General features: G+C 63.4%; 22 protein-coding genes. 6 read left to right on the forward strand and 16 right to left on the reverse strand.

Annotation, left to right across the window (positions count from 1 at the left end):
- Positions 1-7: 7 nt before the first annotated feature.
- From FHW92_RS04770 to FHW92_RS04830, 13 genes are all read right to left on the reverse strand, one after another.
- Positions 8-544, reverse strand: coding sequence for a 2,4'-dihydroxyacetophenone dioxygenase family protein (locus FHW92_RS04770; protein ID WP_168602030.1), 537 nt, complete (start codon positions 542-544; stop codon positions 8-10).
- A 38-nt stretch (positions 545-582) separates the two neighbouring features.
- The gene (locus tag FHW92_RS04775; RefSeq protein ID WP_168602031.1) at positions 583-1,341 is read right to left on the reverse strand and encodes a glucose 1-dehydrogenase; all 759 of its coding nucleotides are present in this window, start codon (positions 1,339-1,341) and stop codon (positions 583-585) included.
- Positions 1,338-2,957 (reverse strand): FAD-binding oxidoreductase, encoded by a 1,620-nt coding sequence (locus FHW92_RS04780; protein ID WP_168602032.1) that lies wholly within the window; start codon positions 2,955-2,957, stop codon positions 1,338-1,340. Before FHW92_RS04780 ends, FHW92_RS04775 begins: the two co-directional genes overlap by 4 nt.
- A complete protein-coding gene (locus tag FHW92_RS04785; protein WP_210428355.1) occupies positions 2,954-3,274 on the reverse strand; it encodes a cytochrome c in 321 nt (106 codons plus the stop codon). The genes FHW92_RS04780 and FHW92_RS04785 overlap by 4 nt, the downstream gene beginning before the upstream one ends.
- Positions 3,271-4,110: an SDR family NAD(P)-dependent oxidoreductase gene (locus FHW92_RS04790; protein ID WP_168602033.1), complete on the reverse strand. Its 840-nt coding sequence runs from the start codon at positions 4,108-4,110 to the stop codon at positions 3,271-3,273. Before FHW92_RS04790 ends, FHW92_RS04785 begins: the two co-directional genes overlap by 4 nt.
- 13 nt (positions 4,111-4,123) lie before the next feature.
- The gene (locus tag FHW92_RS04795) at positions 4,124-4,657 is read right to left on the reverse strand and encodes a 2,4'-dihydroxyacetophenone dioxygenase family protein (protein WP_168602034.1); all 534 of its coding nucleotides are present in this window, start codon (positions 4,655-4,657) and stop codon (positions 4,124-4,126) included.
- Positions 4,658-4,679: 22 nt separating this feature from the next.
- Positions 4,680-5,213 (reverse strand): 2,4'-dihydroxyacetophenone dioxygenase family protein, encoded by a 534-nt coding sequence (locus FHW92_RS04800; RefSeq protein ID WP_168602035.1) that lies wholly within the window; start codon positions 5,211-5,213, stop codon positions 4,680-4,682.
- A gap of 67 nt (positions 5,214-5,280) precedes the next feature.
- Positions 5,281-7,836, reverse strand: coding sequence for a TonB-dependent receptor (locus FHW92_RS04805; RefSeq protein ID WP_168602036.1), 2,556 nt, complete (start codon positions 7,834-7,836; stop codon positions 5,281-5,283).
- Positions 7,837-7,968: 132 nt separating this feature from the next.
- A complete protein-coding gene (locus tag FHW92_RS04810) occupies positions 7,969-8,907 on the reverse strand; it encodes a helix-turn-helix domain-containing protein (RefSeq protein ID WP_168602037.1) in 939 nt (312 codons plus the stop codon).
- Positions 8,908-8,926: 19 nt separating this feature from the next.
- Positions 8,927-10,165: an MFS transporter gene (locus FHW92_RS04815; protein WP_168602038.1), complete on the reverse strand. Its 1,239-nt coding sequence runs from the start codon at positions 10,163-10,165 to the stop codon at positions 8,927-8,929.
- The gene (locus FHW92_RS04820; protein WP_246869901.1) at positions 10,162-10,716 is read right to left on the reverse strand and encodes a VOC family protein; all 555 of its coding nucleotides are present in this window, start codon (positions 10,714-10,716) and stop codon (positions 10,162-10,164) included. Before FHW92_RS04820 ends, FHW92_RS04815 begins: the two co-directional genes overlap by 4 nt.
- A 66-nt stretch (positions 10,717-10,782) precedes the next feature.
- The gene (locus FHW92_RS04825; protein WP_168602039.1) at positions 10,783-11,799 is read right to left on the reverse strand and encodes an NAD(P)-dependent alcohol dehydrogenase; all 1,017 of its coding nucleotides are present in this window, start codon (positions 11,797-11,799) and stop codon (positions 10,783-10,785) included.
- Between the two features lie 127 nt (positions 11,800-11,926).
- Positions 11,927-12,742 (reverse strand): helix-turn-helix domain-containing protein, encoded by an 816-nt coding sequence (locus FHW92_RS04830; protein ID WP_246869902.1) that lies wholly within the window; start codon positions 12,740-12,742, stop codon positions 11,927-11,929.
- Positions 12,743-12,855: 113 nt separating this feature from the next.
- Between FHW92_RS04830 and FHW92_RS04835 the strand changes: the two genes are divergently transcribed.
- Genes FHW92_RS04835 through FHW92_RS04855 form a run of 5 tightly spaced genes read left to right on the forward strand, consistent with a single transcriptional unit; the run spans position 12,856 to position 18,230 of the window.
- Complete coding sequence (locus FHW92_RS04835; protein ID WP_246869903.1) at positions 12,856-14,115, forward strand: Tm-1-like ATP-binding domain-containing protein; 1,260 nt, start codon at positions 12,856-12,858, stop codon at positions 14,113-14,115.
- On the forward strand, positions 14,112-14,570 hold the full coding sequence (locus tag FHW92_RS04840; RefSeq protein WP_168602040.1) for a biotin/lipoyl-containing protein: 459 nt from the start codon (positions 14,112-14,114) through the stop codon (positions 14,568-14,570). Before FHW92_RS04835 ends, FHW92_RS04840 begins: the two co-directional genes overlap by 4 nt.
- An 11-nt stretch (positions 14,571-14,581) precedes the next feature.
- Complete coding sequence (locus FHW92_RS04845; RefSeq protein ID WP_210428356.1) at positions 14,582-15,910, forward strand: biotin carboxylase N-terminal domain-containing protein; 1,329 nt, start codon at positions 14,582-14,584, stop codon at positions 15,908-15,910.
- A 3-nt stretch (positions 15,911-15,913) separates the two neighbouring features.
- A complete protein-coding gene (locus tag FHW92_RS04850; protein ID WP_168602041.1) occupies positions 15,914-17,395 on the forward strand; it encodes a biotin carboxyl carrier protein in 1,482 nt (493 codons plus the stop codon).
- Positions 17,382-18,230 (forward strand): HAD hydrolase-like protein, encoded by an 849-nt coding sequence (locus tag FHW92_RS04855; protein ID WP_168602042.1) that lies wholly within the window; start codon positions 17,382-17,384, stop codon positions 18,228-18,230. Before FHW92_RS04850 ends, FHW92_RS04855 begins: the two co-directional genes overlap by 14 nt.
- Here the strand turns inward: FHW92_RS04855 and FHW92_RS04860 are convergent.
- Together FHW92_RS04860 and FHW92_RS04865 are read right to left on the reverse strand one after the other, a co-directional pair.
- Positions 18,227-18,682 carry a DUF1810 domain-containing protein gene (locus tag FHW92_RS04860; protein WP_168602043.1) on the reverse strand — a complete coding sequence of 152 codons (456 nt, stop codon included), beginning with the start codon at positions 18,680-18,682 and terminating at the stop codon, positions 18,227-18,229. The two genes, FHW92_RS04855 and FHW92_RS04860, sit on opposite strands and share 4 nt — an antisense overlap.
- A 3-nt stretch (positions 18,683-18,685) precedes the next feature.
- Positions 18,686-19,219 carry a hemerythrin domain-containing protein gene (locus FHW92_RS04865; protein WP_168602044.1) on the reverse strand — a complete coding sequence of 178 codons (534 nt, stop codon included), beginning with the start codon at positions 19,217-19,219 and terminating at the stop codon, positions 18,686-18,688.
- Between the two features lie 189 nt (positions 19,220-19,408).
- Between FHW92_RS04865 and FHW92_RS04870 the strand changes: the two genes are divergently transcribed.
- Positions 19,409-19,732 (forward strand): cupin domain-containing protein, encoded by a 324-nt coding sequence (locus FHW92_RS04870; protein WP_168602045.1) that lies wholly within the window; start codon positions 19,409-19,411, stop codon positions 19,730-19,732.
- 311 nt (positions 19,733-20,043) lie between these two features.
- On the opposite strand, the gene FHW92_RS04875 is transcribed toward FHW92_RS04870, so the two are convergent.
- The coding region (locus FHW92_RS04875; protein WP_168602046.1) for an electron transfer flavoprotein-ubiquinone oxidoreductase at positions 20,044-21,051 on the reverse strand (1,008 nt) is incomplete at its 5' end.

A 21,051-nucleotide genomic window follows, 5' to 3' on the forward strand; every position in this document is an offset into this window, starting at 1 on the left:
CAGCCCTTTACACGTAGAGCTTGGGATTGATGGCGATGCCATTGTCCCGGCAATAGGTCTCATAGTGGTTGATGAACCACCACACATCAGCGGTATCGACCAGATTGGCCTGATCGTCGAAGAAGTCGATCGGCCCCTGCATCCAGCCAAACAGCTTGCACCCTTCGGGATGCTCGGTCACCAGCGTATGGCTTTCGCCCGGCACTTCAAGGATGAGGCCGCCCGGCGTGGCCGTCCAGTCATATTCCAGATAGCGCACACTGCCTTCGAGACAGACCATGGTGATCGTGCCGCGATGCAGATGGGTGCCGATCACCCCCGGCCCCTTGACCCACAGGATGTTCGAAAACAGGTTCTGCCGCACGTCAAAGGCCAGATGCTTGATCGCGGCATGTTCGCCAAAGGGCACCCATGGGCTGTCCACATCGGTCTGCGCATCGATATAGCGCCCGCCGGGGCTGAGGCGATCAACCAGGGCCTTGTGCGGGAATTTCACATCGACAATGGCGGCCTTGTTCGAAGGCGGCGCGGTCATAACGGCCATGGCAATTCTCTCCTTTATAATTTTGTCTGTGATACATACTAATGCGCCGTCTGGCCGCCGTCGATCACAAATGTGGCGCCATTGATGAAACTGGCCCCATCGCTGCACAGATGCAGGACGGTGGGGGCGATTTCCTCGGGTTGCGCGGCGCGGCCGGAAATGTTCTGTGCGAAGAACATGTCGGTAAAGGCGTTGCTTTCGGCCCAATGGCGGGTCATCGGCGTGACGACAAAGCCGGGGGCGATGCAATTGGTGCGGATGCCGACCCGCGCATATTCCACCGCCGCCGCCTTGGTCAGGCCCGCCACGGCATGTTTCATCGCGCAATAGGCGCTCATATTAGGGTCCGCGATCAAGGCCCCCACGCTGGCCGTATTGACAATCGCCCCGCCGCCCACGGTCAGAAAGTGCCGGATTTCCGCTTGCATGGCATAGAACACGCCCTTGAAATCAACATCAATGGCCAGATCCAGCTCCTCGGGCGTCACCTCATGGATCGGGCGCTGGGGCGGCAAAACGCCCGCATTGTTGAACGCGCAATCCATCCGCCCGAAATGCGACAGGCACGCCTTGACCAAAGCCTCAACCGCCGCCGGATCGCGCACATCGGTATGGCAAAACTCCGCCTTGCCGCCCGCCGCCGCGATCATTGCGCGGGTTTCCTGCGCGCGCGGGTCGATGTCGCCGATCATCACGCCGGCCCCCTCGGCGGCAAAGGCAAGGGCGGTGGCACGCCCGATGCCCGTTGCCGCGCCCGTAATCAGCACAGCCTTGCCGTCAAACCGCGCGCCCATCATGCGATCCCCGATTTGCCGGGGGCAAGGATATGGTTGGGGTCAAGCGCCTGTTTGATGGCGGCATTCACTGCGCGATTGGTTTCGCCATATTGCGCCGCGACCAGGTCCATCGCGTGAACCCCGGTGCGATAGGAGCACCAGCCGCGATCGCCAAAGCCGGTGACGAGTTCGCGATAGCAATCATCGGCGCGCTTTTCCTCGGCCGGGTCGCTCTTGTCATACAGCAGCGCGATGATGTGGTGCAATTCGCGCATGCCCACGGCAAAGGCGGCGGTATAATCAAAGCCGTGCCGCGCAAGGATCTGTTTGGCCAGATCGATCTGCCCCTGCGTCTCGCTGCCCTTGGCCGGGGCTACGGGCGCAAACCAGGCAAGGCCCCCGCCCGCGCCCTTCCACCGCGCAAGGCCCACTTCCTCAAGGCTGAGGCCGCCGCGCATCAGCGTGGCGTGGTGGTGGAACCACGGGTTGTCCTTCATCTGCTCCTGCGTCATCACATCGCCGTCGATGGCGGCAAAGGCGCCCCGGATGATGCGCTCGCTTTCGGCCACCTGCGCGGGCGTTCCGTAAAGCGCGATATAGGTGTTCCACATGCCCAGATCATGCTTTGCGGCGAATTGGGCGATTTCCTCATCACTGACCTGTGCGGGTTTGGTGGTGACTTCGCCGCGCCGATGGAACATGGCCAATTGATAGGCCGCCCCCATCATCAGCACCACATTGGGCACAATTCCGGCTATGCGCAAAGGCCGCATGGCATCGGTGATGCGCGCCACATCCTCCATCTTCTTGTGGCGCACCACCAGCGGTTTATAGACCGGCGGCGCGGGCATCAGCCACAGGCCCATTTTCGTCACCACGCCAAAATTCGACTGGGTGAAAATGCCGTCCAGATAAGGGCCATAGCCCCATTTGAACGCCTGCCATGCGCTGGGGTTCTTGGTGCTGCCCATGCCGGTTTTCAAAATGTCGCCATTGGCCATGACGACCTCCATACCGCATTGCACCATGAAATGCTCGCCATAGGGCGTATAACCCACGCCGCGATCGAGCGTGTTGCCGACCGGGCCGACAATCGGGCCAACGGTGGGCACATCGATCCACAACGGGATATTGTGCTCGTCCAGATAGTCGCGCAGCTGCTGATAGGTGACACCCGGTTCGACCAGCGCGGTGCACAGCTCGGTATCGACCGAGAGGATGCGGTTCATGCGTTTGAGATCGAGGACGATCTGGCCCGGCGCGGCGGTGGTGGTGCTGCCATAGCCCATATTCTTGCCGGTGCTGACCGGCCAGAGGGGCTGGCGATATTGGTTGGCGATTTTGAGGATCGCCTGCACCTGCTCGACATTTTCCGGCGCCACCGCGCCCACCGGCGCATGGCGCCCCGTGGGGTCGGGCGTATAGCTTTTCGACCATGGCCGCAGGCTCTCGGCATCGCCCGCCACCCATGCATCGCCCACCACGGCGCGCATGGCCTTGAGCGCGGCGGCCAGATCGGCCTTGCTGACGCCCGGTGCCAGAACGGCGCCCTGCGCCATCGCCTGTCCGGCAATACCAATGGTCGCCGCCACGCCCGCGCCCAGCAATCCGCGTCTGTCGATGGTCGCCCCGCTCATTGGCCGTGCTCCTTGATGTCTTTGGGGGCCTTGGAAATCCATACGGCCAGTGCGTCGAGTTCGGCGGGCGAGATTTCGGTAGGGCGCATCGCGGGCATCCCGTTGCGGCCCGCGCGCACCATCGCCTGAATATATTCAACCGGCAGTTTGCGGCCCAAAATGATCGGCCCCACATTGTGGCCGTGGCAATAGGCGCAAATGCTGGCATAGGTCTTGGCCGGGGGCCGCTGCGCCAGCGTTTGGCCCAATGCCTGCCCCGTTTGCGCCGAGGCGGGGGCCGCCAGCAGCATCAGCGGCAACAATGCCCAGCGCCTCATTTAAACCTCCCCAGCATCATGCCGCCGTCGATCACCACATGGGCGCCGGTCATGTAATCGGAGGCATCGCTGGCCAGCAGCAGCGCCAGCGGCTTCATCTGCTCGGTTTCGGCCACGCTGCCCAAGGGCACGATGGCGTCCCATGCCGCGCGCACGGTGGGATCTTTCTTCAGCCAACCACCACCGATGTTGGTGACGAAAGGCCCCGGCGCGATGGCGTTGATGCGGATGCCGAATTCGGCAAGCTCCAGCCCCAGCGCGCGCACCATATGCAAAATGCCCGCCTTGGCAGGCATATAGGGCAGGCCGACAATCGGTTCGGTGACGAGGCCCGCATTGGACGCGGTGGCGATGATCGCGCCGCCGGTGCGGCCATTGGCGCGACCCGGCTGCTTCATGATCCGCACGGCATTGCTGATCGTATAGAACATGCCGGACAGATTGACCGCGATCGATTTGTCCCAGCGTTTGGGATCATAGGTATCGACCTGCCCATCGGGGTTGCGATGGCCTTCGGGGTTCCAAAAGCCCGCCCCGGTGTCGATCCCGGCATTGGCAAAGCAGATGTCCAGCCCGCCGAACACCTTGGCGTGATCGTCGAACACGCGGGCCACGGCATCGCTGTCGGACACATCGAGCGCAACGGCCCGCACATCATAGCCCGCATCGCGCAGACGCTGCGCCTCGCGCTCGGCGCCGGCCAAGTCAATGTCGCTCAGCGTCACCGCCGCGCCGCCTTCGGCCATCGCCTCGACATAGGCAAGGCCGAGGCCCGAGGCGCCCCCTGTGACCAGAGCGCTGCGGCCCGCGACCGAAAATCTGTCCAGAATTGCCACTGTGCCTGATCCTTTAAAGATAGAGCGCGGGGTTGATGGGAATGTTGTTTTCGCGGCAATAAGTCTCGTAGTGGTTCATGAACCACCACACATCGAGCGTTTCGACATGCTTGCCATCGGCATCGTAAAACTCGTTGGCGCCCTGCATCCAGAACAGGGCCTTCATGCCGTCGGGATCATCGGTGACGAGCGTATGGGCCGTGCCGGGCGTTTCGGTGATGAAATCGCCGGGGCGGCACACCCAGCCATATTCGAGATAGCGGAACGAGCCTTCCAGTCCGATGGCCCAGACCGGCCCGCGATGCTTGTGGGTGCCGATCACGCCGGGCCCCTTGATCCACAGGATGTTGCAATAGATGTTTTGCCGGACGTCAAAGGCCAGATGGCGGATCGCCGCGCCCTCGCCAAAAGGCACCCACGGGCTTTCGCTCTCTTCGCGGCCGACATAGGTGCCTTCCACGCCCTTGTTCTTGATAAGATCGGCGTAGAGCTCCTCGACCTGCACGATCTTATAGGCCGAGGACGGCGGTGCTTTCATAGTGCCCATGGGCTGTTCCTCTTGTGGAGATTTATCGGATGAGCGTGTCGACATAGTCCGCGCCGATGCCATTACTGGCGTAATGGGCGCGGGCCGCCGCGATGTAGTCGAAGACATCATAGTGGCCGGTGGTGTTGCCCGCTTCGTCCAGCCACATCAGCGGGCCGGAGACGACGAAGAACACTTTCATCGGATCGGCATGTTCATAGCAGACCAGCGTGTGGCTCTCGCCGGGGGTTTCATAGACGAAATCGCCTGCGGTGGCCGTCCACTCATGCTCCAGATAGGCCCATTTGCCGCTGATCGTGTAGGCCCAGATCGGGTGCGGATGGTAATGGCGGTTCACCAGCCCCGCCTGTTTGCTCATCAGTACATCGGCCCACATGTTCTTGGACGGGCTGATCCACACCGGTTTGGACGAGACGGTCTCGCTGATCGGCACCCAGTAGCGTTCGTCGCCCTCGGCGATCTTGGGCAGATAGACTTCGGGCAGGCCGCCCTCGCGAAAGACCTTTTCGACCGGCTTGATGTCTTTCCAGAATTCGCTGTGCGCTGTTTCGGGCATGGAGGCCTCCTTCAAGGGAAAGGGCGCCGGACGGACGAGGCCCGCCCGGCGCAAGGCAGGGTCTCGATTAGAACTTGATGCCAAGCCGCGCGTACCATTCGGCCGGGCGGCTGTAGGTGCCGTAGATCTGGCCACCGGCATATTGCGCCTGACCCGTGGTCAGATAGCGCTCGTTGGTCAGATTGGTGCCGCCCACAGTCAGGTCCCAGAACCCGCTGAGCGGCCTGTAGGTGGCGCTGGCGTTGATGACGGTGGTGGCGGGGCGGTCGAGCAGGAAGGTGCCTTCGGTGTCATTCTTCATCTTGTCGGTGAAGGTGACATCGCCCAGCAGCACCAGCTTGCCATGCTTGCCCAGATCGGCCTCGTAACGGGGGCTGATGTTGATCTTGTATTTCGGGGTCTTGGGCAGGCTGGCCCCCGCGAACACACCCGCCTGCGAGGCAGAGGCGGCCACCTGCGCCGGGCCGTCGACCGAGGTATAGACGGCATCGGTATAGCCCAGCGATCCGGTCAGCGTCAGGCCCTGGGCAGGCGCGGCGGTGACTTCCAGTTCAAAGCCGCGAATGCGCGCAACGCCCGCGTTCTGGATGGTGGGCGAGACGCCCTGCTGGAAATTGAGCTGGATGCCGGCGTAATCGGTCTGGAACACCGCGCCGTTGATCTGAAGGTGGCGATCAAAGAACTGGGTCTTGGCGCCCACTTCATAGGTCGTGGCCTTTTCGGGGCCAAAGCCGGGGGCATAGGGCAGCGGATTGGACAGGCGCGTGGTCCAGCCGCCGGTCTTGTAGCCCTTGGACCAGCTGGCATAGAGCATGATCGCATCGCTGGGGTGATATTGCAGGCCCACCTTGGGCGAGAAATTGTTGAAGCTCTTGTGCTGCTCGCCCGCAATGTAATAGCGCAGGGGCTGGCCCGGATTGGGGAAGTTGTTGTCGATGCGGCACTGGTTCGAGATCGGCGTCAGCGAGGCGCAATTGGGATCGCCGAAGAACTGGGCCAGCTTGTAATTCAAGCCATTATTGTCCGACTGGAACCCCTCGAACGTCTTGCTTTCATGGGTATAACGCCCGCCAAGGGTGATGCCCAGTTGCTCTGTGATCTTATAGTCGGCCTGACCATAGAAAGCATAGTTCTTGGTGGAGAGGTTGTTGGGCCCGTCCACCTGCAGCAGGCCTTCGGCAAAGGTCACGTAATCATGCAGATTGCCGCTTTCGGTGAAGTAATAGGCGCCCAGCACATAGTTGAGCTTCTTGTCCATCGCCTTGCCGGTCAGTTGCAGCTCCTCGCTGAACTGCTTCTGGTTCATTTCAAAACTGGTGTGCAGGAAATCGAGCGGCGAACCGTCCAGATCCATGCCCGCCTTCCAATGCAGTTCGCGATAGGCGGTCACCGACTTGATCGTCATGTTTTCGGCCAGATCGTAATCGATGGTGGCCGCCCCGCCATAGGACTTCATTTTCGAGAAATTGTTGCCATTGGCATAGCTGGTGTCGATGCTGTTGGTCACAAAACGGTTGTCATAGGGCAGCCGGTTGTTGTTCGGATTGGCATCGGCATTGACGCCGTAAATCGAGGGCAGATCGACCACCGAATTGAGCCCGCCGCGATTGCCCACAAAGGCGCCCGAAGGAGGCCCGCCGATAAAGCTGTCGCAAGGGCCGGTCACGCCGCCCACGGTCTGGGTGGGATTGCCCGCGATGGCGCAATTATAGGTGCCCGCAAACACCGCCGGAAAGGTGGCGATGAGCTTGTTGGCGATCTGGGATGTGTCGATATTGCTGTAATCGCCGCTCAACGTCACGCGCAGGGCGCCGCCGTCATTGTAACGCAATTTGCCGCGCAGATTGTAATTGTTGTCACCCCCTTCGGTGCCGTAACCGCTGTTGTAATATCCGGCAGCCTTGAACGAGGTGATCGGGTCCTCGGCATAGTTCGAAGCGCCGGGGAACGGGATGCGGTGCATATAGCCGTCGCGATGCGTCGTTGAAAAGCTGAGCGAGGAGGACAGGCTTTCGGTGATCGGCAGATCAACCGTGCCCTTGGCGGAAAACATCCGGAAGCTGCCGGTGGTCACGCTGCCGGTAAAGCGGAATTCCTTGCCCGGATCATGGGTGACGATGCTGATCGCGCCGCCGATCGTGTTGCGGCCAAACAGCGTGCCTTGCGGCCCTTTCAGCACCTCGACCCGCTCCACATCGGGCAGATCCTGGTTGGCGCCCACCGAACGGGCCAGATAGACCCCGTCCAGATAGATGCCCACGCCCGGATCGATGTTGAAGGCAAAGTCATTGGCGCCAATGCCGCGGATATAGGCCGAGAGCACGGCCGAGCTGCCCGAAAAGGGCGTGCCGGCGTCAAGCGTCACGTTGGGCGCAATGGCCGAGAGCGAGGCCACGCTGGTGACCGCGCGCTCCTGCAACGCATTGGCGGTAAAGGCGCTGATGGCAATCGGCACGTTCTGGACGTTTTCCGACCGCTTTTGCGCGGTGACGACGATGGCCTCAATGCCGCCGTTATCCTTGGCCTTGGCCTCCTCATCGGCGGCAGATGCGGGGGCGGCAAAAGCGGGGGAGGCTGTGATCAGCCCGCACAGCGCCACACCCACGAGCAAAATGCTACGCATAGTTTCGGTTCCTCTCCTGACTGCCGGTCTTTTTACCGGTTCGTCGTTGTGTGAATTTAGCGACTGAAAAACCCTTGGCTTGCACTGGGACGCAAGGGATTGGGACAGAGACGCAAAATCAGGGCCGCAAACCTATTGCATGCCCCGCCATTGCGAGGGTGTGGCGCCATAGGCGGCGCGAAAGCAGCGGGCGAAATAGCCGCTGTCGGAAAAACCAAGGTCGAAAGCGATGGCGGTCACACTCATCGTCGGATTGACGATCAACAATTCACAGGCGCGCGCCAGACGCCGCGAAAGAATATAGGCCGAAGGGGTCGTGCCCATCGCGGCAAAGGCGTTCTGCACCGTACGCACGCTGACGCCCAGCTCCGCCGCGATTTCGATCGACCCGAATTGCGCGCAGCCCAGATTGGCATCCACCAGCGTCTTGATCTTCTCGCGCAGGGGCCGGCAGGATTGAACAGGATGGTCCGCATCACGCACCGCAAGGCTGAGCAGATCGAGGAAGACGTTGGACACGCCCTGCTCCCATGCCGCATCGCCCCGCCCCTGATCGCCATACCCCTGATCGCCCTGTTGCCAGAGCGAGAGGATGAAATTGTGCAGCAGGCGGCTGCCCGGCGTGGCCCCCGAAATGCGGCGCGAGAGGGCGGCATCAAGATCGGGCAGGCGCGCCTCCAATCCGGCGCGCGGCATTTCCACCACCAGAAATTCGTGCTGGCGCAGATCGATGCGATAGGGTTCGTTGGCGCTGGACAGCACGAAATCGCCCACGCCCAGCTCGGCCACCCGCCCGCATTGTTCATGGCGCGACCGGCCCGAATGCTGGACATGCAGCACCACCGCCTCTGGCGCCGATCCGGTCGGGCGACGCTGCACCAGGCTGCCGCAGGATCGGGGGCGGATCATCACCAGATCGCCCAGACTCCACCGCCGCATTTCCGCTTCAAAAGCATCCTTGCGCTGATCGACCAAGGTGCCGGGATAGGTCTCATTGGTCAGCCGGTTCCAGAAATCGAGACGCTCATTGGCGGCGATCCGGGCGGTGGAGAAATGTTCGATCGTGCTCATGTTGCCTACCTTTGCAAGATCAACGTACGCGCCGGGCCAGGACGGCAGGCGCGGATTCCAAAAGCCCCAGCGCCAGCACCGTGGCCGCCAGAGCAAGACCGAGCATGATCCACAGCGGCGCGCCCAGCCCCCAGACATCGGCCGCAGCCCCGGCCACAAAGGGGCTGAGCACACCGCCCAACACCTCGCCCGCGCCCATCACCATGCCGGTCAGTGTGGCGGCCAGACGCGGATCGACCGATTCCGAAGGGATCGTGGCCATGAACATGGGGAACAGGCCATTAAGCCCCCAGCCGAAGAAGAAAATCGCCGCCAGCCCCCAGCTTCCGCCTGTGTAATAGAGCGCGCCCAGCGGCAGCAGCATCCCCAGCGCCGAAAAGCCGATCATCACCGGCTTGCGCCCGATGGCATCGGATATGGCGGGCACCAGAAAGCTGCCCAGCCCCGCCGAAATGCCCAGCACCGCCATCATCCAGCTCATCGTTTCGGGCGCCATGGCGCGCACCTTGGTCAGATAAAGCGGCATGAAAGCCCAGCACACCACCAGATAGCTGACCAGCAGCACGGCAATCGCGGCGCACAGGATGACATTGCGATTGGCAAAGGCCTCGCGCATCGTCACCTTGGGGCGCTCGGCATGTTCATGGGCTTCCCGGGGCGGTTCGCGCAGGGTGAAAGCGATCAGGGCGGCCGTGGCGATGCCCGGCAGCGCAGCCAGATAAAAGCCCTCGCGCCAGCCCCAAGTGTTGGCGATCCACACCAGCACCAGCGGCGCCACAAAGGAACCCAGCAGGTTCGACCCCAGATTTTGCCCGATGCCCATCGCCATGCCGCGCCGCGCGGGCGCCACTTCCTCGACGATCATCGCATGGCTGACCGGCATGATCCCGCCTTCGGCCACGCCCATCAGCAGGCGTGCGGCAAACAGCACCATAAAACTGCCCGCCGCGCCCGATACGAAGGAACACAGGCAAAAGGCAAGGCTGGCCCAAACGACGACGATTTTCTGCTTGCCCATCCGGTCCGACAGGCCGCCCACCACAAATCCGGCAATCGCCCATGTCAAAGACAGCGCGCTGGAAAGCAGGCCGACGGCCTTGTTGCTGAAGCCCAGATCGTGCTGGATAAAAGGCATCAGGAAATTGGGAGCGTTCCGGTCGAAAAAGACGATGCCGAAATTGAGGCTGAGCAGCCCCACCACCCAGATCTGATAGGCCGCGCCGCGCCTTGTGGCGGCATTGGGATCGGGCGCGCTCATGCAAAAGGCCTGACGCGATCAGAGCCATCCCAATTCCGGGCCGCCGCTTGAAAACGGGTAAACGCCTCATCCATGCCCGATGTGGCGGGGATCAGTTCGAGCATCCCTGGATCATGGCGCCCATCGTCCAGATAGGCCACCGCGCCGCCGGTCGGCACCTGCGCCCGATAGGCCACCGTATAGCCGCGCGCCTCATAGGCGGGGATTTCGGCATCAACATCGCTCACCGCCACGCCGATATGATGAAAACCATAGCCGCGCCTGTCGATCAGATCCTTGTAAACCGAAGGATTGTCATCCAGCGGCTGGATCAATTCGATGCACATGGATCCGGCAAAAGCCATGGCGATGGCGACATCGCCGGCGGCCTGCGCCCCGCGATAGACATGATCAGGCGCCAGAAAATGGTCGAGCAGGAACCACGGCCCCACCCGCGCCTCGTCCACCCACCAGTCGATCGCCTGATGAATATCGCGCACCACATAGGCCGTCTGAATCGTCTGGCCCACGCGGGCGCCAAAGCCCATCGCATGCCCTTTCGGCAATTGCATCGCTCTCTCCTTTACCGGCGCGAGGTCCATGCCCCGCGCTCTGGTTCTTGCGTTTCGCGGCTTAGGTCACAGGCGTATCACCACTTTGCCGAACAGATCGGGCGAGGCCTGATAGGCATAGGCGGCCTTGGCCTCCTCCAGCGTAAACACCTTGTCGATCACCGGCTTGATGCCATGGGCGTCGATAAAAGCGTTGAGCCTCTCGGCCATGCCGCGCGATCCGACGAAAATGCCGCGCAGATTGGCCCCCTTGAACATCAGCCCATGGGGCGAAGTATTGCCCTCACGCGTCAACACCCCGATCAGCGCGATTTCGCCCGCAAAGCCCACCGCCGCGATGGATTGCGCCAGAGTTCCGGCGCCGCCCACCTCGACCACATGCTCGACGCCTGCCTTTCCCGACAGGGCGGCCGCCTTGGCGCCCCAGTCGGGCGTGGTGCGATATTGGATCGTTTCATCCGCGCCCAGCGCTGCCACCCGCGCCAGCTTGTCGTCCGAACCGCTGGTGGCGATCACCTGCGCGCCCGCCGCCTTGGCGATCTGCAACGCCAGCAGCGACACGCCCCCGGTGCCCAGCACCAGAACATGCTCGCCCGCCGACACCGGATGCGCTCCTTCCATCAAGGCGTTCCATGCCGTTACCCCGGCGCAGGGCAGGCAGGCCGCCTCCTCAAAACTCAGGCTTTGCGCGATCCTGACCACACCGTTTTCGGGCAAGGCGACATATTGCGCCAACATGCCCCTGGCCCCCGCCGCGCCCAGCGCAGGCCCCATCGCGGGATTGGGCGGCCCATCCATCCAGTTCTGGAAAAAGGTCCCCGCCACCCGGTCGCCCACGGCAAAGCGGGTCACGCCCTCGCCAACAGCCACAACCTCGCCCGCGCCATCGGAGAGCGGCACGATATCGTGCGTCACCGGCCCGCCCATATACAGGCCGAGCGGGATCATCTGATCGCGGTAATTGAGCGAACAGGCGCGCACCCGGATCAGCACTTCTCCGGCACCGGCCACCGGCGCATCCTGTTCCACAAGCTGCATGGCGTCGAGGCTCGTCGCCCCCTTGCGCAAGATCCAGGCTTTCATCCTATCCCCCGATGGGGCGCTTTGCCGCCCTCTGAAGGCCCGCTTCGTCTTCCGGCGGCCTCTGGTTGCTATAGGTCATCCAATCGGCGCCGCTCCGCAAGCGCTGAAAATTTCATCTGGTGAAACTTCATCCATCAACCAGCCGACCGATGCGCGCCGCAATGCCCTGAAGGCTGGATAAATGGCGCAAGGCCACTTCCTCGACCACGGCGCGACGGGCAGGCCATGTGATGTTGATGGCCGCAATCGGGCCATTCTCGCCATTGACCGCCACGGCGATCGAATTCTTGCCGTCGCGCAGCACCGTTTGCCGGTCACGGTCCGACCATGGATGATGCGGCAGGCGCGTGGACCATCCCCGCTGCCGGGTCTGGGCAATGATCGCATCGATCTGTTCGCGCTGTTCGCTCGTGGCGCCGGGCGGGGTCAGGCGGGCAATGATCGCGTCGCGCTCGGCATCGGCGCAGGCGGAAAGATAGGCCCGCCCCGTGGCCGTATGCAGATAGGACAGTTTGGCCCCCACCGGCCCCAACGCGGCAAAGTCAAAACGGGCGACCTGACCATTGGTTTCGATGATTTCCATATGGTCGAACCGGGGAATGGCGATCACGCTGGGCCAGACCACCTGCGCCGACAATTCGACCAGCAGCGGCGAGGCGATTTCGGCCATGCGGCACACACGATCAGGCGCCGCCGCACCCGCCGCACCCGGCAACCACAGGCCATCGGCCAGACGCCGCCACACCAGCCGCCGACTGGCCAGCGTTTGCAACAGGCGCAGGAGAGTCGCCTTCGACAGGCCCAGTTGCTGGTGCAGCGCGTTGAGGCTCAGCCCCCCGCCCCCCGCCGCCCTGATGGCCAGCAGCACATCAAGCCCGCGTTCCAGCGCGCGGATTGATTTGACGCCCGATTGCCGGGCCATGTTGTCTTCACCCAAAGCCATGCCGCCCCCGTTTCACGCTGTGAAATTTACCGCGCGAAATGCATTAGGCAATCCGTGTCGGCCATGAAAATATCGGCATCAGAAAAAGCCTGCGGCCAATGGACCAGCAAGGCATGAGAGAGGATCCGAACACTATGGGCGATGCGTCGCGCAAGAATGTGATGCTGATCATCACGCAGGATACCAAACAGGAAGAGGCCCGTTTCGTGCGCGAGCATCTCGAAGGCGCCGGGGTCAATGTCGTGCATCTCGACCCCAGCGTCCGGCGTGATCTGGGGGGCGCCGAGATCGGGCCGGATGCGGTGGCTGCGGCTGCCGGATCGACCATTGCCGACATTCTGGCGCTGGGCCATGAAGGCCAGATCCATGAAATGATGATTGCAGGCTCGATCCGCGCCGCGCATGAATTTGCCGCGCATACGCCGATCCATGGCATCCTGTCGGTGGGCGGGTCGATGGGCACGGCGCTGGCGGGGGCCTTGATGCAGAGCTTTCCCTATGGCCTGCCCAAGCTGATCGTTTCGACCATGGCGTCGGGTTTCACAAAGCCCTATGTAGGCGTGCGCGACATCGCCATGATGAATGCCGTTACCGATATCGCCGGGATCAACACGATCAGCCGCGATGTCTATCGCAATGCCGCGCTGGCTATTGCGGGCATGGCCAAAGGCTATGACGGTATGCCCGTTTCCGAGCGCCCGCTGGTGTTGATGACCACGCTTGGCACGACCGAGCCGACCACCCGCGCGATCCGCCAGGCGCTGGAGAGCGATGGTTGCGAGGTCATGGTGTTTCACTCCTCGGGCGTGGGCGGGCCGACGCTGGACGCGATTGCCGCCGAGCGCGATGTGGCGCTGGTGCTGGATCTTTCGGTGACAGAGATCATCGACCATATGTTTGGCGGTCTGGCCGATGGCGGCCCCGCGCGCGGCACGGTGGGCATGGCGCGCGGCATTCCCACGATCTGGGCGCCGGGCAATGCCGATTTCATCATAGGCGGGCCGATTGATGCGGCGCAGGCGCAATTCCCCGGCAAGCGTTATCACAAACACAATCCGCATCTGACCGCCGTGCGCACCGATCTGGCGGATCTGGAACGGATTGGCGATAAGCTGGCCGGGATGATGAGCGAGGCCAAGGGGCCGGTAGCCTTCTTCACCCCGCTGGGCGGTTTTTCCAGCCATGACAGCACGCAGGGCCACCTCTACGACCCTGGCCTGCCACCGCCCTTTGCCGAGCATATGCGCCGATCCATGCCGCAAAACGCAAAGTTCCATGCCATCGACGCCCATTTCAACGATCCCGCCTTTGCTCAGGCGATCATTGCCCATGCCCGAAGCCTGCTGGGCCAGCCCGCGATGGTGGCGGCATGAGCGCGCCCTTTCTCAGCCCGGAGGATGTCGGCGATATTGTCGCCATCCTTGACGGCAGCGATTACCGCGAACTCGACATTGCCACCGCGCGCTTTCGCCTGAAAGTCCGGCGTGATGGGGATGGCGGCGGATGGTCGCAGGAATGGCAATGGGCGGCCCAGCACGCGCCCACCCAGACCACCAGCACCGCCGCGCCCGATACGCCCGAGGGCCTTGTCGCCATTCGCGCGCCTCTACCCGGCACATTCTATCGCGCCCCCGCGCCCGGCGCCGCGCCCTTTGTCGAACTGGGCAGTCAGGTGCAGGCCGACACAGTGGTGGGCATTGTCGAAACGATGAAACTGATGAACCCGGTCCATGCCGGGGTGAGCGGCGAGGTGGTCGCCTTTGTTGCGGGCAATGCCGAAGCGATCGGCCATGGCGCCGCGCTGATCCACATCCGGCCTGCCGCCTAAAAGGAAAAATCATGATCCGAAGGCTGTTTATCGCCAATCGCGGCGAGATCGCCCTGCGCGTTGCGCGCACGGCGCAAAGACTGGGGATGACCGCAATTCTGGGCGCCTCGCAGGGCGATGTGGCAAGCCTGCCCGCCATGCTGGCCGACGAGGTGGCGCTGGTTGGCCCCGCCCCTTCGGCGCAGAGCTATCTGGATGTGGACGCGGTGATCGCGGCGGCCATTGCCGCGCGGGCCGATGCCATACATCCCGGCTATGGCTTCCTGTCGGAAAATGCCCGATTTGCGAAAGCTGCAATCGACGCCGGCATCATCTTTGTCGGGCCGGACATCTCCAGCCTTCAGGCGATGGGCGACAAGCTGATGGCGCGCGCGGTAGGGCAGGCGGCCGGACTGCCGGTGGTGCCGGGCGGCGAAGCCGCAACCCCGGAAGAAGCCCTGACCCGCGCTCGTGAAACCGGCTTTCCGGTCCTGCTCAAAGCCGTGGCGGGCGGTGGGGGCAAGGGCATGAAGCGGGTGGAGCGCGAGGAAGACCTGATCCCGATGATCGCCATGGCCATGGCCGAGGCGCAGGCATCCTTTGGCGACCCGCGCGTCTATGTCGAACGTTTCATCGCCAGCGGCCGCCATGTCGAGGTGCAGGTGCTGGGTGATGGCGAAAGCGCGATCCATCTGGGCACGCGTGATTGCTCGATCCAGCGGCGGTTTCAAAAGCTGGTGGAGGAAGCGCCTGCCCCGATGCTGCCTGATGCCACGCGCAGCGGGCTGGAACGGGCCGCCGTCGCGTTGGCCAAGAGCCTGCATTACAAGGGCGCGGGCACAGTGGAGTTTCTGGTCGATGCCAAGACGGGCGATTTCTACTTCCTTGAAATGAACGCCCGCATTCAGGTCGAACATCCCGTGACCGAGGCGATCACCGGCGTCGATCTGGTCGAGCAGCAATTGCTGGTGGCGGGCGGCGCGCGGCTCAGCCTGGATCAGGACGCCATCCGCCCGCGCGGCCATGCCATCGAAGTACGCATCAATGCAGAGGACCCCGAGGCCGATTTCCGTCCCTCCCCCGGCACGGTGACGCGCGCGGCATGGCCCGCAGGCCCCGGCATCCGCGTGGACAGCCATATCGCAAGCGGCGGCATGATCCCGCCCTATTACGACTCGCTGATGGGCAAGCTGATCGTCTGGGGCGAGGATCGCCCCGCCGCCGTCACGCGACTCGCCCGCGCGCTCGATACGCTGAGCATAGAGGGCGTGGCCAGCACCACCCCGCTCCACCGCCGCATTGCCGCCGATCCGCGCTTTGTCGCGGGCGGGGTCGACACGCGCTTTCTGGAAGGGCTTTAAACCATGGCCGAAATTTCGCTCGTCGATGTCTCGATCCGCGATGGCAACCAATCCCTGTGGGGCGCGACCGGGCTGAACACGGCCCAGATCCTGCCGATTGCGGGCGCGATGGACCGGGTGGGCTTCAGCGCGATCGACTTCACCTCCTCGACCACCATGGCCGTGGCGGTGCGCTATTTCCGCAATGATCCGTGGGAACGCATCCGCCGGATGCATGCGGCCATGCCCAACACGCCGCTGCAATTCATCACCACCGGCCTGCGCTTTATCGCATGGCAACAGGCCGATCCCGATTTCATGGCGCTGGCGTATCGCCTGTTGCAAAGGGCGGGGATAGGCAAATTCATCATCCTTGATCCGATGCATGACGCCGATGCGGTGATCGAGGCGGCGCGATTGGTCAAACGCGAAGGCGGAGCGCAGGTGATGGGCGCGCTGACCTTCACGCTCTCGGCCATCCACACTGATCAATTCTATGCCGATTTCGCCCGGAGGCTGGCAGCCTGCCCCGATATTGACTGCTTCTATCTCAAAGACCCCGGCGGGTTGATGAGCCCCGAAAGGGTGCGCAGCCTTGCGCCTCTGGTCAAGGCCGCCATCGGCGATAAACCTTTGGAAATCCACGCCCATTGCACCATCGGCTTTGGCGGGTTGACCAGCCTTGCCGCAGCCGATCTGGGCATTATCGATGCCGTGCATGTGGGCATTGGGCCTTTGGGCGATGGCTCGTCGTTACCCGAAGCGGGGCGGATGCTGGCCAATCTGCGGGCGGCGGGGCATACTGTGCGCGCCGACGAGGCGATGCTGGCCAAGGTTTCGGACTATTGGTGGCGGCTCGCCCGCGCGCAGGGCCTGCCGGTCGGTACGCCGCAGAGTTTCGACGCCAGTTTCCTGCGCCACCAGATCGCGGGCGGGGTGATGACCACCACCCGCCGCCAATTGGCCGAACTGGGGCTGGAGCATCGCTTTGACGAGGTGGTGCTGGAAACAGAGCGGGTGCGCGCCGAACTGGGCTATCCGATCATGGTCACGCCTTTTCCGCAAATGGTGATGAGCCAGGCGCTGTATAATGTCATCGGCGCGCGCCGTTATGCGCAGGTGTCGGATGAAATCCTGCGCTATGTCATGGGCAAATTCGGCCGCCCGACCAGCCCGCTTGATCCAGCGGTGGAAGCCGCGATCCTCGACCGCCCTCGCGCCGCCGAAATCGCCGCCGAGCCGCCTTTTCCCACGCTGGCCGATTTGCGCCGCAAATGGGGCCATGCCATGCCTGACGAGGAGTTTCTGCTGCGCGCCGTGATGCCGTCGGACCAGATCGACGCAATGATCGGCACCGGGCCATCGCCTGCGCATTACAACCCCGATGCCGCCGGAATCCTGCGGCTGCTCAAGGAACTGGCCGCCCGCCCCGCCGCGCGCGACATTGTGATCGAGAGCGGCTCCACCCGCCTCGCCCTGCATGGAGGCGCGCATGTTGCCGGATGATTTGGCCGAGAAAATCACCGGGGCGCGCGGGTTCATCTTCGACATGGACGGCACCATCGCCTTGGGCAATGCGGCCAGCGGCCAGCATGAGGCCCTGCCCGGAGCGGTCGAACTGCTGGCCCGCCTGCGGCGGCGCGGCACCCCGTTTCGCGTCTTTACCAATGGCACGGCCAAGCCGCCCGCCGCCTATGCCAGGGGCCTGCGCGCAGCCGGGTTCGATCTGGCCGATGAGGAGATGATGACCCCATCGACCAGCGCGGCGATCTGGCTGGAGCAACGGGGCCTGCGCCGCGTGCGGATGCTGGGCGATCCGGGGACGCAGGTGCCGCTGGTCGAACGCGGGATCGAGGTGATCGGGCCATCGGACAAGGCGCAGGTGGACGCCGTCTATACCTGCTGGTTTCGCGGCTTTGCCTTTCCCGATCTGGAGGCCGCCTGCCAAAGCGTGTGGGACGGCGCGCGCCTGACCACGGCCAGCCATGTGCCATTTTTCGCCACCGCCACGGGGCGCGGCATCGGGTCCAGCTTTGCCATCAATCAGATGATCGCCTCGCTGACGGGCAAGCGGGCGCGGGTGCTGGGCAAGCCATCGCGGGTTGCCCTTGATGTGGCCATGGGCGCGATGGGCCTGCCGCGCAGCGCGGCGGCGCAGATGGTGGTGGTGGGCGACGATCCGGCGCTGGAAATGGCAATGGCGCGCAAGGCGGGCGCCATCGGCATCGGCATGACTACCGGATTGATGCGGCCCGACACGATCCACGCGCTGCCCCCCGGCCAGCAGCCCCATGCCGTGATCGACCGATTGAGCCTGATCACGCAGGCCCTATCGGGCTAGAGGATCTGGCGCCGCCTCGGCTCCTGAAGCCGATCGGCCAGCAAGGCGAGGGTTGCCTCGTCTTCCCGGCCATCGAACCACCGCGCCAGCGCGGAACGAAAGGCGCCTCCGCCCCCGGCTGCGAGGAAGAGCGTCAGGCAGGAGCGCAGCTTCATCGCGTCCACAGGGCCAAAGACCATTTCGGGCGCAGACAGATCCAGCCCATCAAGCGCCGCCACGCAAGCCCGCAACCTTGGCCCCAGCACCGGATGAGCAAGATAGGCCCGCGCCTCATCCAAAGAGCGGATGGCATAATGCCGGGCCATCGCGCTGCCTCCCAAACCGGCCATTTGCGGAAAGATGAACCACATCCAGTGGCCCGATTTGGCCCCGGCGCTGATCTCTGCAAGCGCGCCGTCAAAGGTGTCGGCCTGAGCGGAGACAAAGCGCTGGAGGTCAAAGGGGTCGGTCATGGTTCAGCCCTTCCGGGCCTGCGCCATAAGCGCTTCCTTGCGCGCCGCCATTTGGACGCCCAGATCCTTGAGGTCGACCTTCGTGTCGCGCGCTTCGGGAAACATCTCGGTCTCTTCCTCCTCAACGTGATGGTTCACATATTCGCCCAGAACCGTTACCTTCGCGTCAAACAGGCGGTCGCCGGCCTTCATGGCCTGAATTTCGGCAATCAAATGCTTGGCGCCGGCATGTTCCACCTCCGCTTCGTCCAGTAGGTCATCATCATCGATGGCCTCGCGGATGGCGGGATAGAAAATTTCTTCCTCAATCTGGGTATGCACGGTCAGCGCCAGACAGATCTGATCGGCCAAAGCCTGCTTCTCGCTGTCTTCCTCCAGCGCTTCAAACTGCTTGAACCAGGCCTTGACCTCCTTGTGGTCATCCTTGAGCAGTTTGATCGCGTCGGCCGGTTTTGCAGCGGCGCGTGCGCTTTTGCGCGCGGTTTTGGATCCGGACCTGGTCTTTACTGATGCTTTTGCCGTCTTTGTGCTGGTCATCAATCTCTCCATCCTATCGCCCGCATGATTGCTGAGCCTAGACGGACGAAAGAATTGGGCGGGAGCAAGGTGCCGCCGCCGGGAAAATTTTATGACGGGGGGTGTCGAGGCGGGCTGTGATTTTCATTGAAAGGGCCTGGCCAATCTCTCAACCTTCAGGACCCGTCCACTCGAAGGAAACGAACGGTCATGACGGTCAATCTTCTGCGGATCGGGGCACCGATCGATGGCAACGAAACCGAAACCTTCGAAGACCTGCTCAGCCGCCCCGGCCTGCGGATCGAGCGCATCGTCTCGCGCGGGCATGTGACGCCTGCCGAACGGCCTTACGTGCAGAATTGGGATGAATGGGTGCTGGTCCTGCATGGGCAGGCCCGGCTGTTGATGGAGGAGGGCAGCGAGCATGTGCTGGAAACCGGCGCCTGCCTGCTGATCCCCGCCGGTACGCCTCACTGGGTCACCTATACCGCCGATCCGACCATCTGGCTCGCGATCCATATTGGGCAGGGTTGAAGGCGGAAGATCTTGGAGCCGGGGGGGCGCTTCTTTTTGCCTCCGGCGGGCAAAGGGCGGGGGCCCTTTGCAATCCCGATATGGGGGTGGTGGGAGGTTGGCTGGGGGTGGTTTGAGGTTCGAGGGTTTGAAGGCCTGCGGCGCGGCGAGCTTATGCCTGTCCGCGCCGCAGGCTTTTCAATTGTTAAGACTGCGTGGCGGGCGCTTTGGCCGAGGCTGTGCACCACGCAGACAGTAACGGGAGGGCGAGGGCCAACCGATTTGTCTGGACAAATCGGCCTTTTAAACGCGTCCCTCGCATCTATCCTTTTCTACATATTGGGATAATTGGGCCCGCCGCCACCTTCCGGCGCGACCCATGTGATGTTGCCGGTGGGGTCCTTGATGTCGCAGGTCTTGCAGTGGACGCAGTTCTGGGCGTTGATCTGGAGGCGTTTGGCATCGCCCTCGCCGCCCGGAACATCGACGAACTCATAGACCCCGGCGGGGCAATAGCGCGCCTCCGGTCCGGCATAGCGCGGCAGGTTGATCCGGGTCGGCACCGAGGGATCGGTGAGTTTCAAGTGGCAGGGCTGATCCTCCTCATGGTTGGTGAAGGAGAAGGAGACGCTCGTCAGCCGGTCGAAGGAGATGATCCCATCCGGTTTGGGATAGGCGATGGGTTGGTAGAGATCGGCCCTTCCCGTTGCCTCGGCGTCGGTGTGGTGGGCCATCGCGCCAAACGGGTTCACCTTGAGATACCGCGCCCACATATCCGCCCCGGCCAGCACCGTCCCCAGCGCCCCGCCGAACTTCGCCACCAGGGGCTGGGCGTTCTGCACCAGCTTGAGTTCGTCCGCGATCCAGCTCTCGCGCAGATTGGCCTCGTAGCCATCCAGCTGCGCGCCTTCCTCGCCTTGGGCGATGGCCGCCACGATGGCCTCGGCGGCCAGCATCCCGCTCTTCATCGCGGTATGGCTGCCCTTGATGCGCGGCACGTTGACAAAGCCCGCGCTGCACCCGGCCAGCACACCGCCGGGGAAGGCCAGATGCGGCACGCTCTGCCACCCGCCCTCGTTGATCACCCGCGCGCCATAGCTGACCCTTTTGCCGCCTTCGAGGATGGCGCGGATCGCCGGATGCTGCTTCCAGCGCTGAAACTCCTCGTAAGGCGACACATGCGGGTTCTTGTAATCCAGCGCCGTGACAAACCCCAAGGCGACCTGCCCGCCCGCCTGATGATAAAGGAAACCCCCGCCCCAGCTCTCGCTCTCACTGAGCGGCCAGCCCTGCGTGTGCAGCACGCGCCCCGGCACGTGTTTGGCGGGGTCGATGTCCCA

Source organism: Novosphingobium sp. SG707 (assembly GCF_012275515.1).
Lineage (GTDB): Bacteria > Pseudomonadota > Alphaproteobacteria > Sphingomonadales > Sphingomonadaceae > Novosphingobium.

Bases quoted from the DNA above. Each gene is read 5' to 3' on its own strand.
- FHW92_RS04830 (WP_246869902.1), bottom strand. From the start codon at position 12,742: ATGGCTTTGGGTGAAGACAACATGGCCCGGCAATCGGGCGTCAAATCA.
- FHW92_RS04800 (WP_168602035.1), bottom strand. From the start codon at position 5,213: ATGCCCGAAACAGCGCACAGCGAATTCTGGAAAGACATCAAGCCGGTC.
- FHW92_RS04835 (WP_246869903.1), top strand. From the start codon at position 12,856: ATGAGAGAGGATCCGAACACTATGGGCGATGCGTCGCGCAAGAATGTG.
- FHW92_RS04805 (WP_168602036.1), bottom strand. From the start codon at position 7,836: ATGCGTAGCATTTTGCTCGTGGGTGTGGCGCTGTGCGGGCTGATCACA.
- FHW92_RS04785 (WP_210428355.1), bottom strand. From the start codon at position 3,274: ATGAGGCGCTGGGCATTGTTGCCGCTGATGCTGCTGGCGGCCCCCGCC.
- FHW92_RS04810 (WP_168602037.1), bottom strand. From the start codon at position 8,907: ATGAGCACGATCGAACATTTCTCCACCGCCCGGATCGCCGCCAATGAG.
- FHW92_RS04775 (WP_168602031.1), bottom strand. From the start codon at position 1,341: ATGATGGGCGCGCGGTTTGACGGCAAGGCTGTGCTGATTACGGGCGCG.
- FHW92_RS04860 (WP_168602043.1), bottom strand. From the start codon at position 18,682: ATGACCGACCCCTTTGACCTCCAGCGCTTTGTCTCCGCTCAGGCCGAC.
- FHW92_RS04855 (WP_168602042.1), top strand. From the start codon at position 17,382: ATGTTGCCGGATGATTTGGCCGAGAAAATCACCGGGGCGCGCGGGTTC.
- FHW92_RS04795 (WP_168602034.1), bottom strand. From the start codon at position 4,657: ATGGGCACTATGAAAGCACCGCCGTCCTCGGCCTATAAGATCGTGCAG.
- FHW92_RS04815 (WP_168602038.1), bottom strand. From the start codon at position 10,165: ATGAGCGCGCCCGATCCCAATGCCGCCACAAGGCGCGGCGCGGCCTAT.
- FHW92_RS04825 (WP_168602039.1), bottom strand. From the start codon at position 11,799: ATGAAAGCCTGGATCTTGCGCAAGGGGGCGACGAGCCTCGACGCCATG.
- FHW92_RS04870 (WP_168602045.1), top strand. From the start codon at position 19,409: ATGACGGTCAATCTTCTGCGGATCGGGGCACCGATCGATGGCAACGAA.
- FHW92_RS04850 (WP_168602041.1), top strand. From the start codon at position 15,914: ATGGCCGAAATTTCGCTCGTCGATGTCTCGATCCGCGATGGCAACCAA.
- FHW92_RS04845 (WP_210428356.1), top strand. From the start codon at position 14,582: ATGATCCGAAGGCTGTTTATCGCCAATCGCGGCGAGATCGCCCTGCGC.
- FHW92_RS04820 (WP_246869901.1), bottom strand. From the start codon at position 10,716: ATGCAATTGCCGAAAGGGCATGCGATGGGCTTTGGCGCCCGCGTGGGC.
- FHW92_RS04840 (WP_168602040.1), top strand. From the start codon at position 14,112: ATGAGCGCGCCCTTTCTCAGCCCGGAGGATGTCGGCGATATTGTCGCC.
- FHW92_RS04770 (WP_168602030.1), bottom strand. From the start codon at position 544: ATGGCCGTTATGACCGCGCCGCCTTCGAACAAGGCCGCCATTGTCGAT.
- FHW92_RS04865 (WP_168602044.1), bottom strand. From the start codon at position 19,219: ATGACCAGCACAAAGACGGCAAAAGCATCAGTAAAGACCAGGTCCGGA.
- FHW92_RS04780 (WP_168602032.1), bottom strand. From the start codon at position 2,957: ATGAGCGGGGCGACCATCGACAGACGCGGATTGCTGGGCGCGGGCGTG.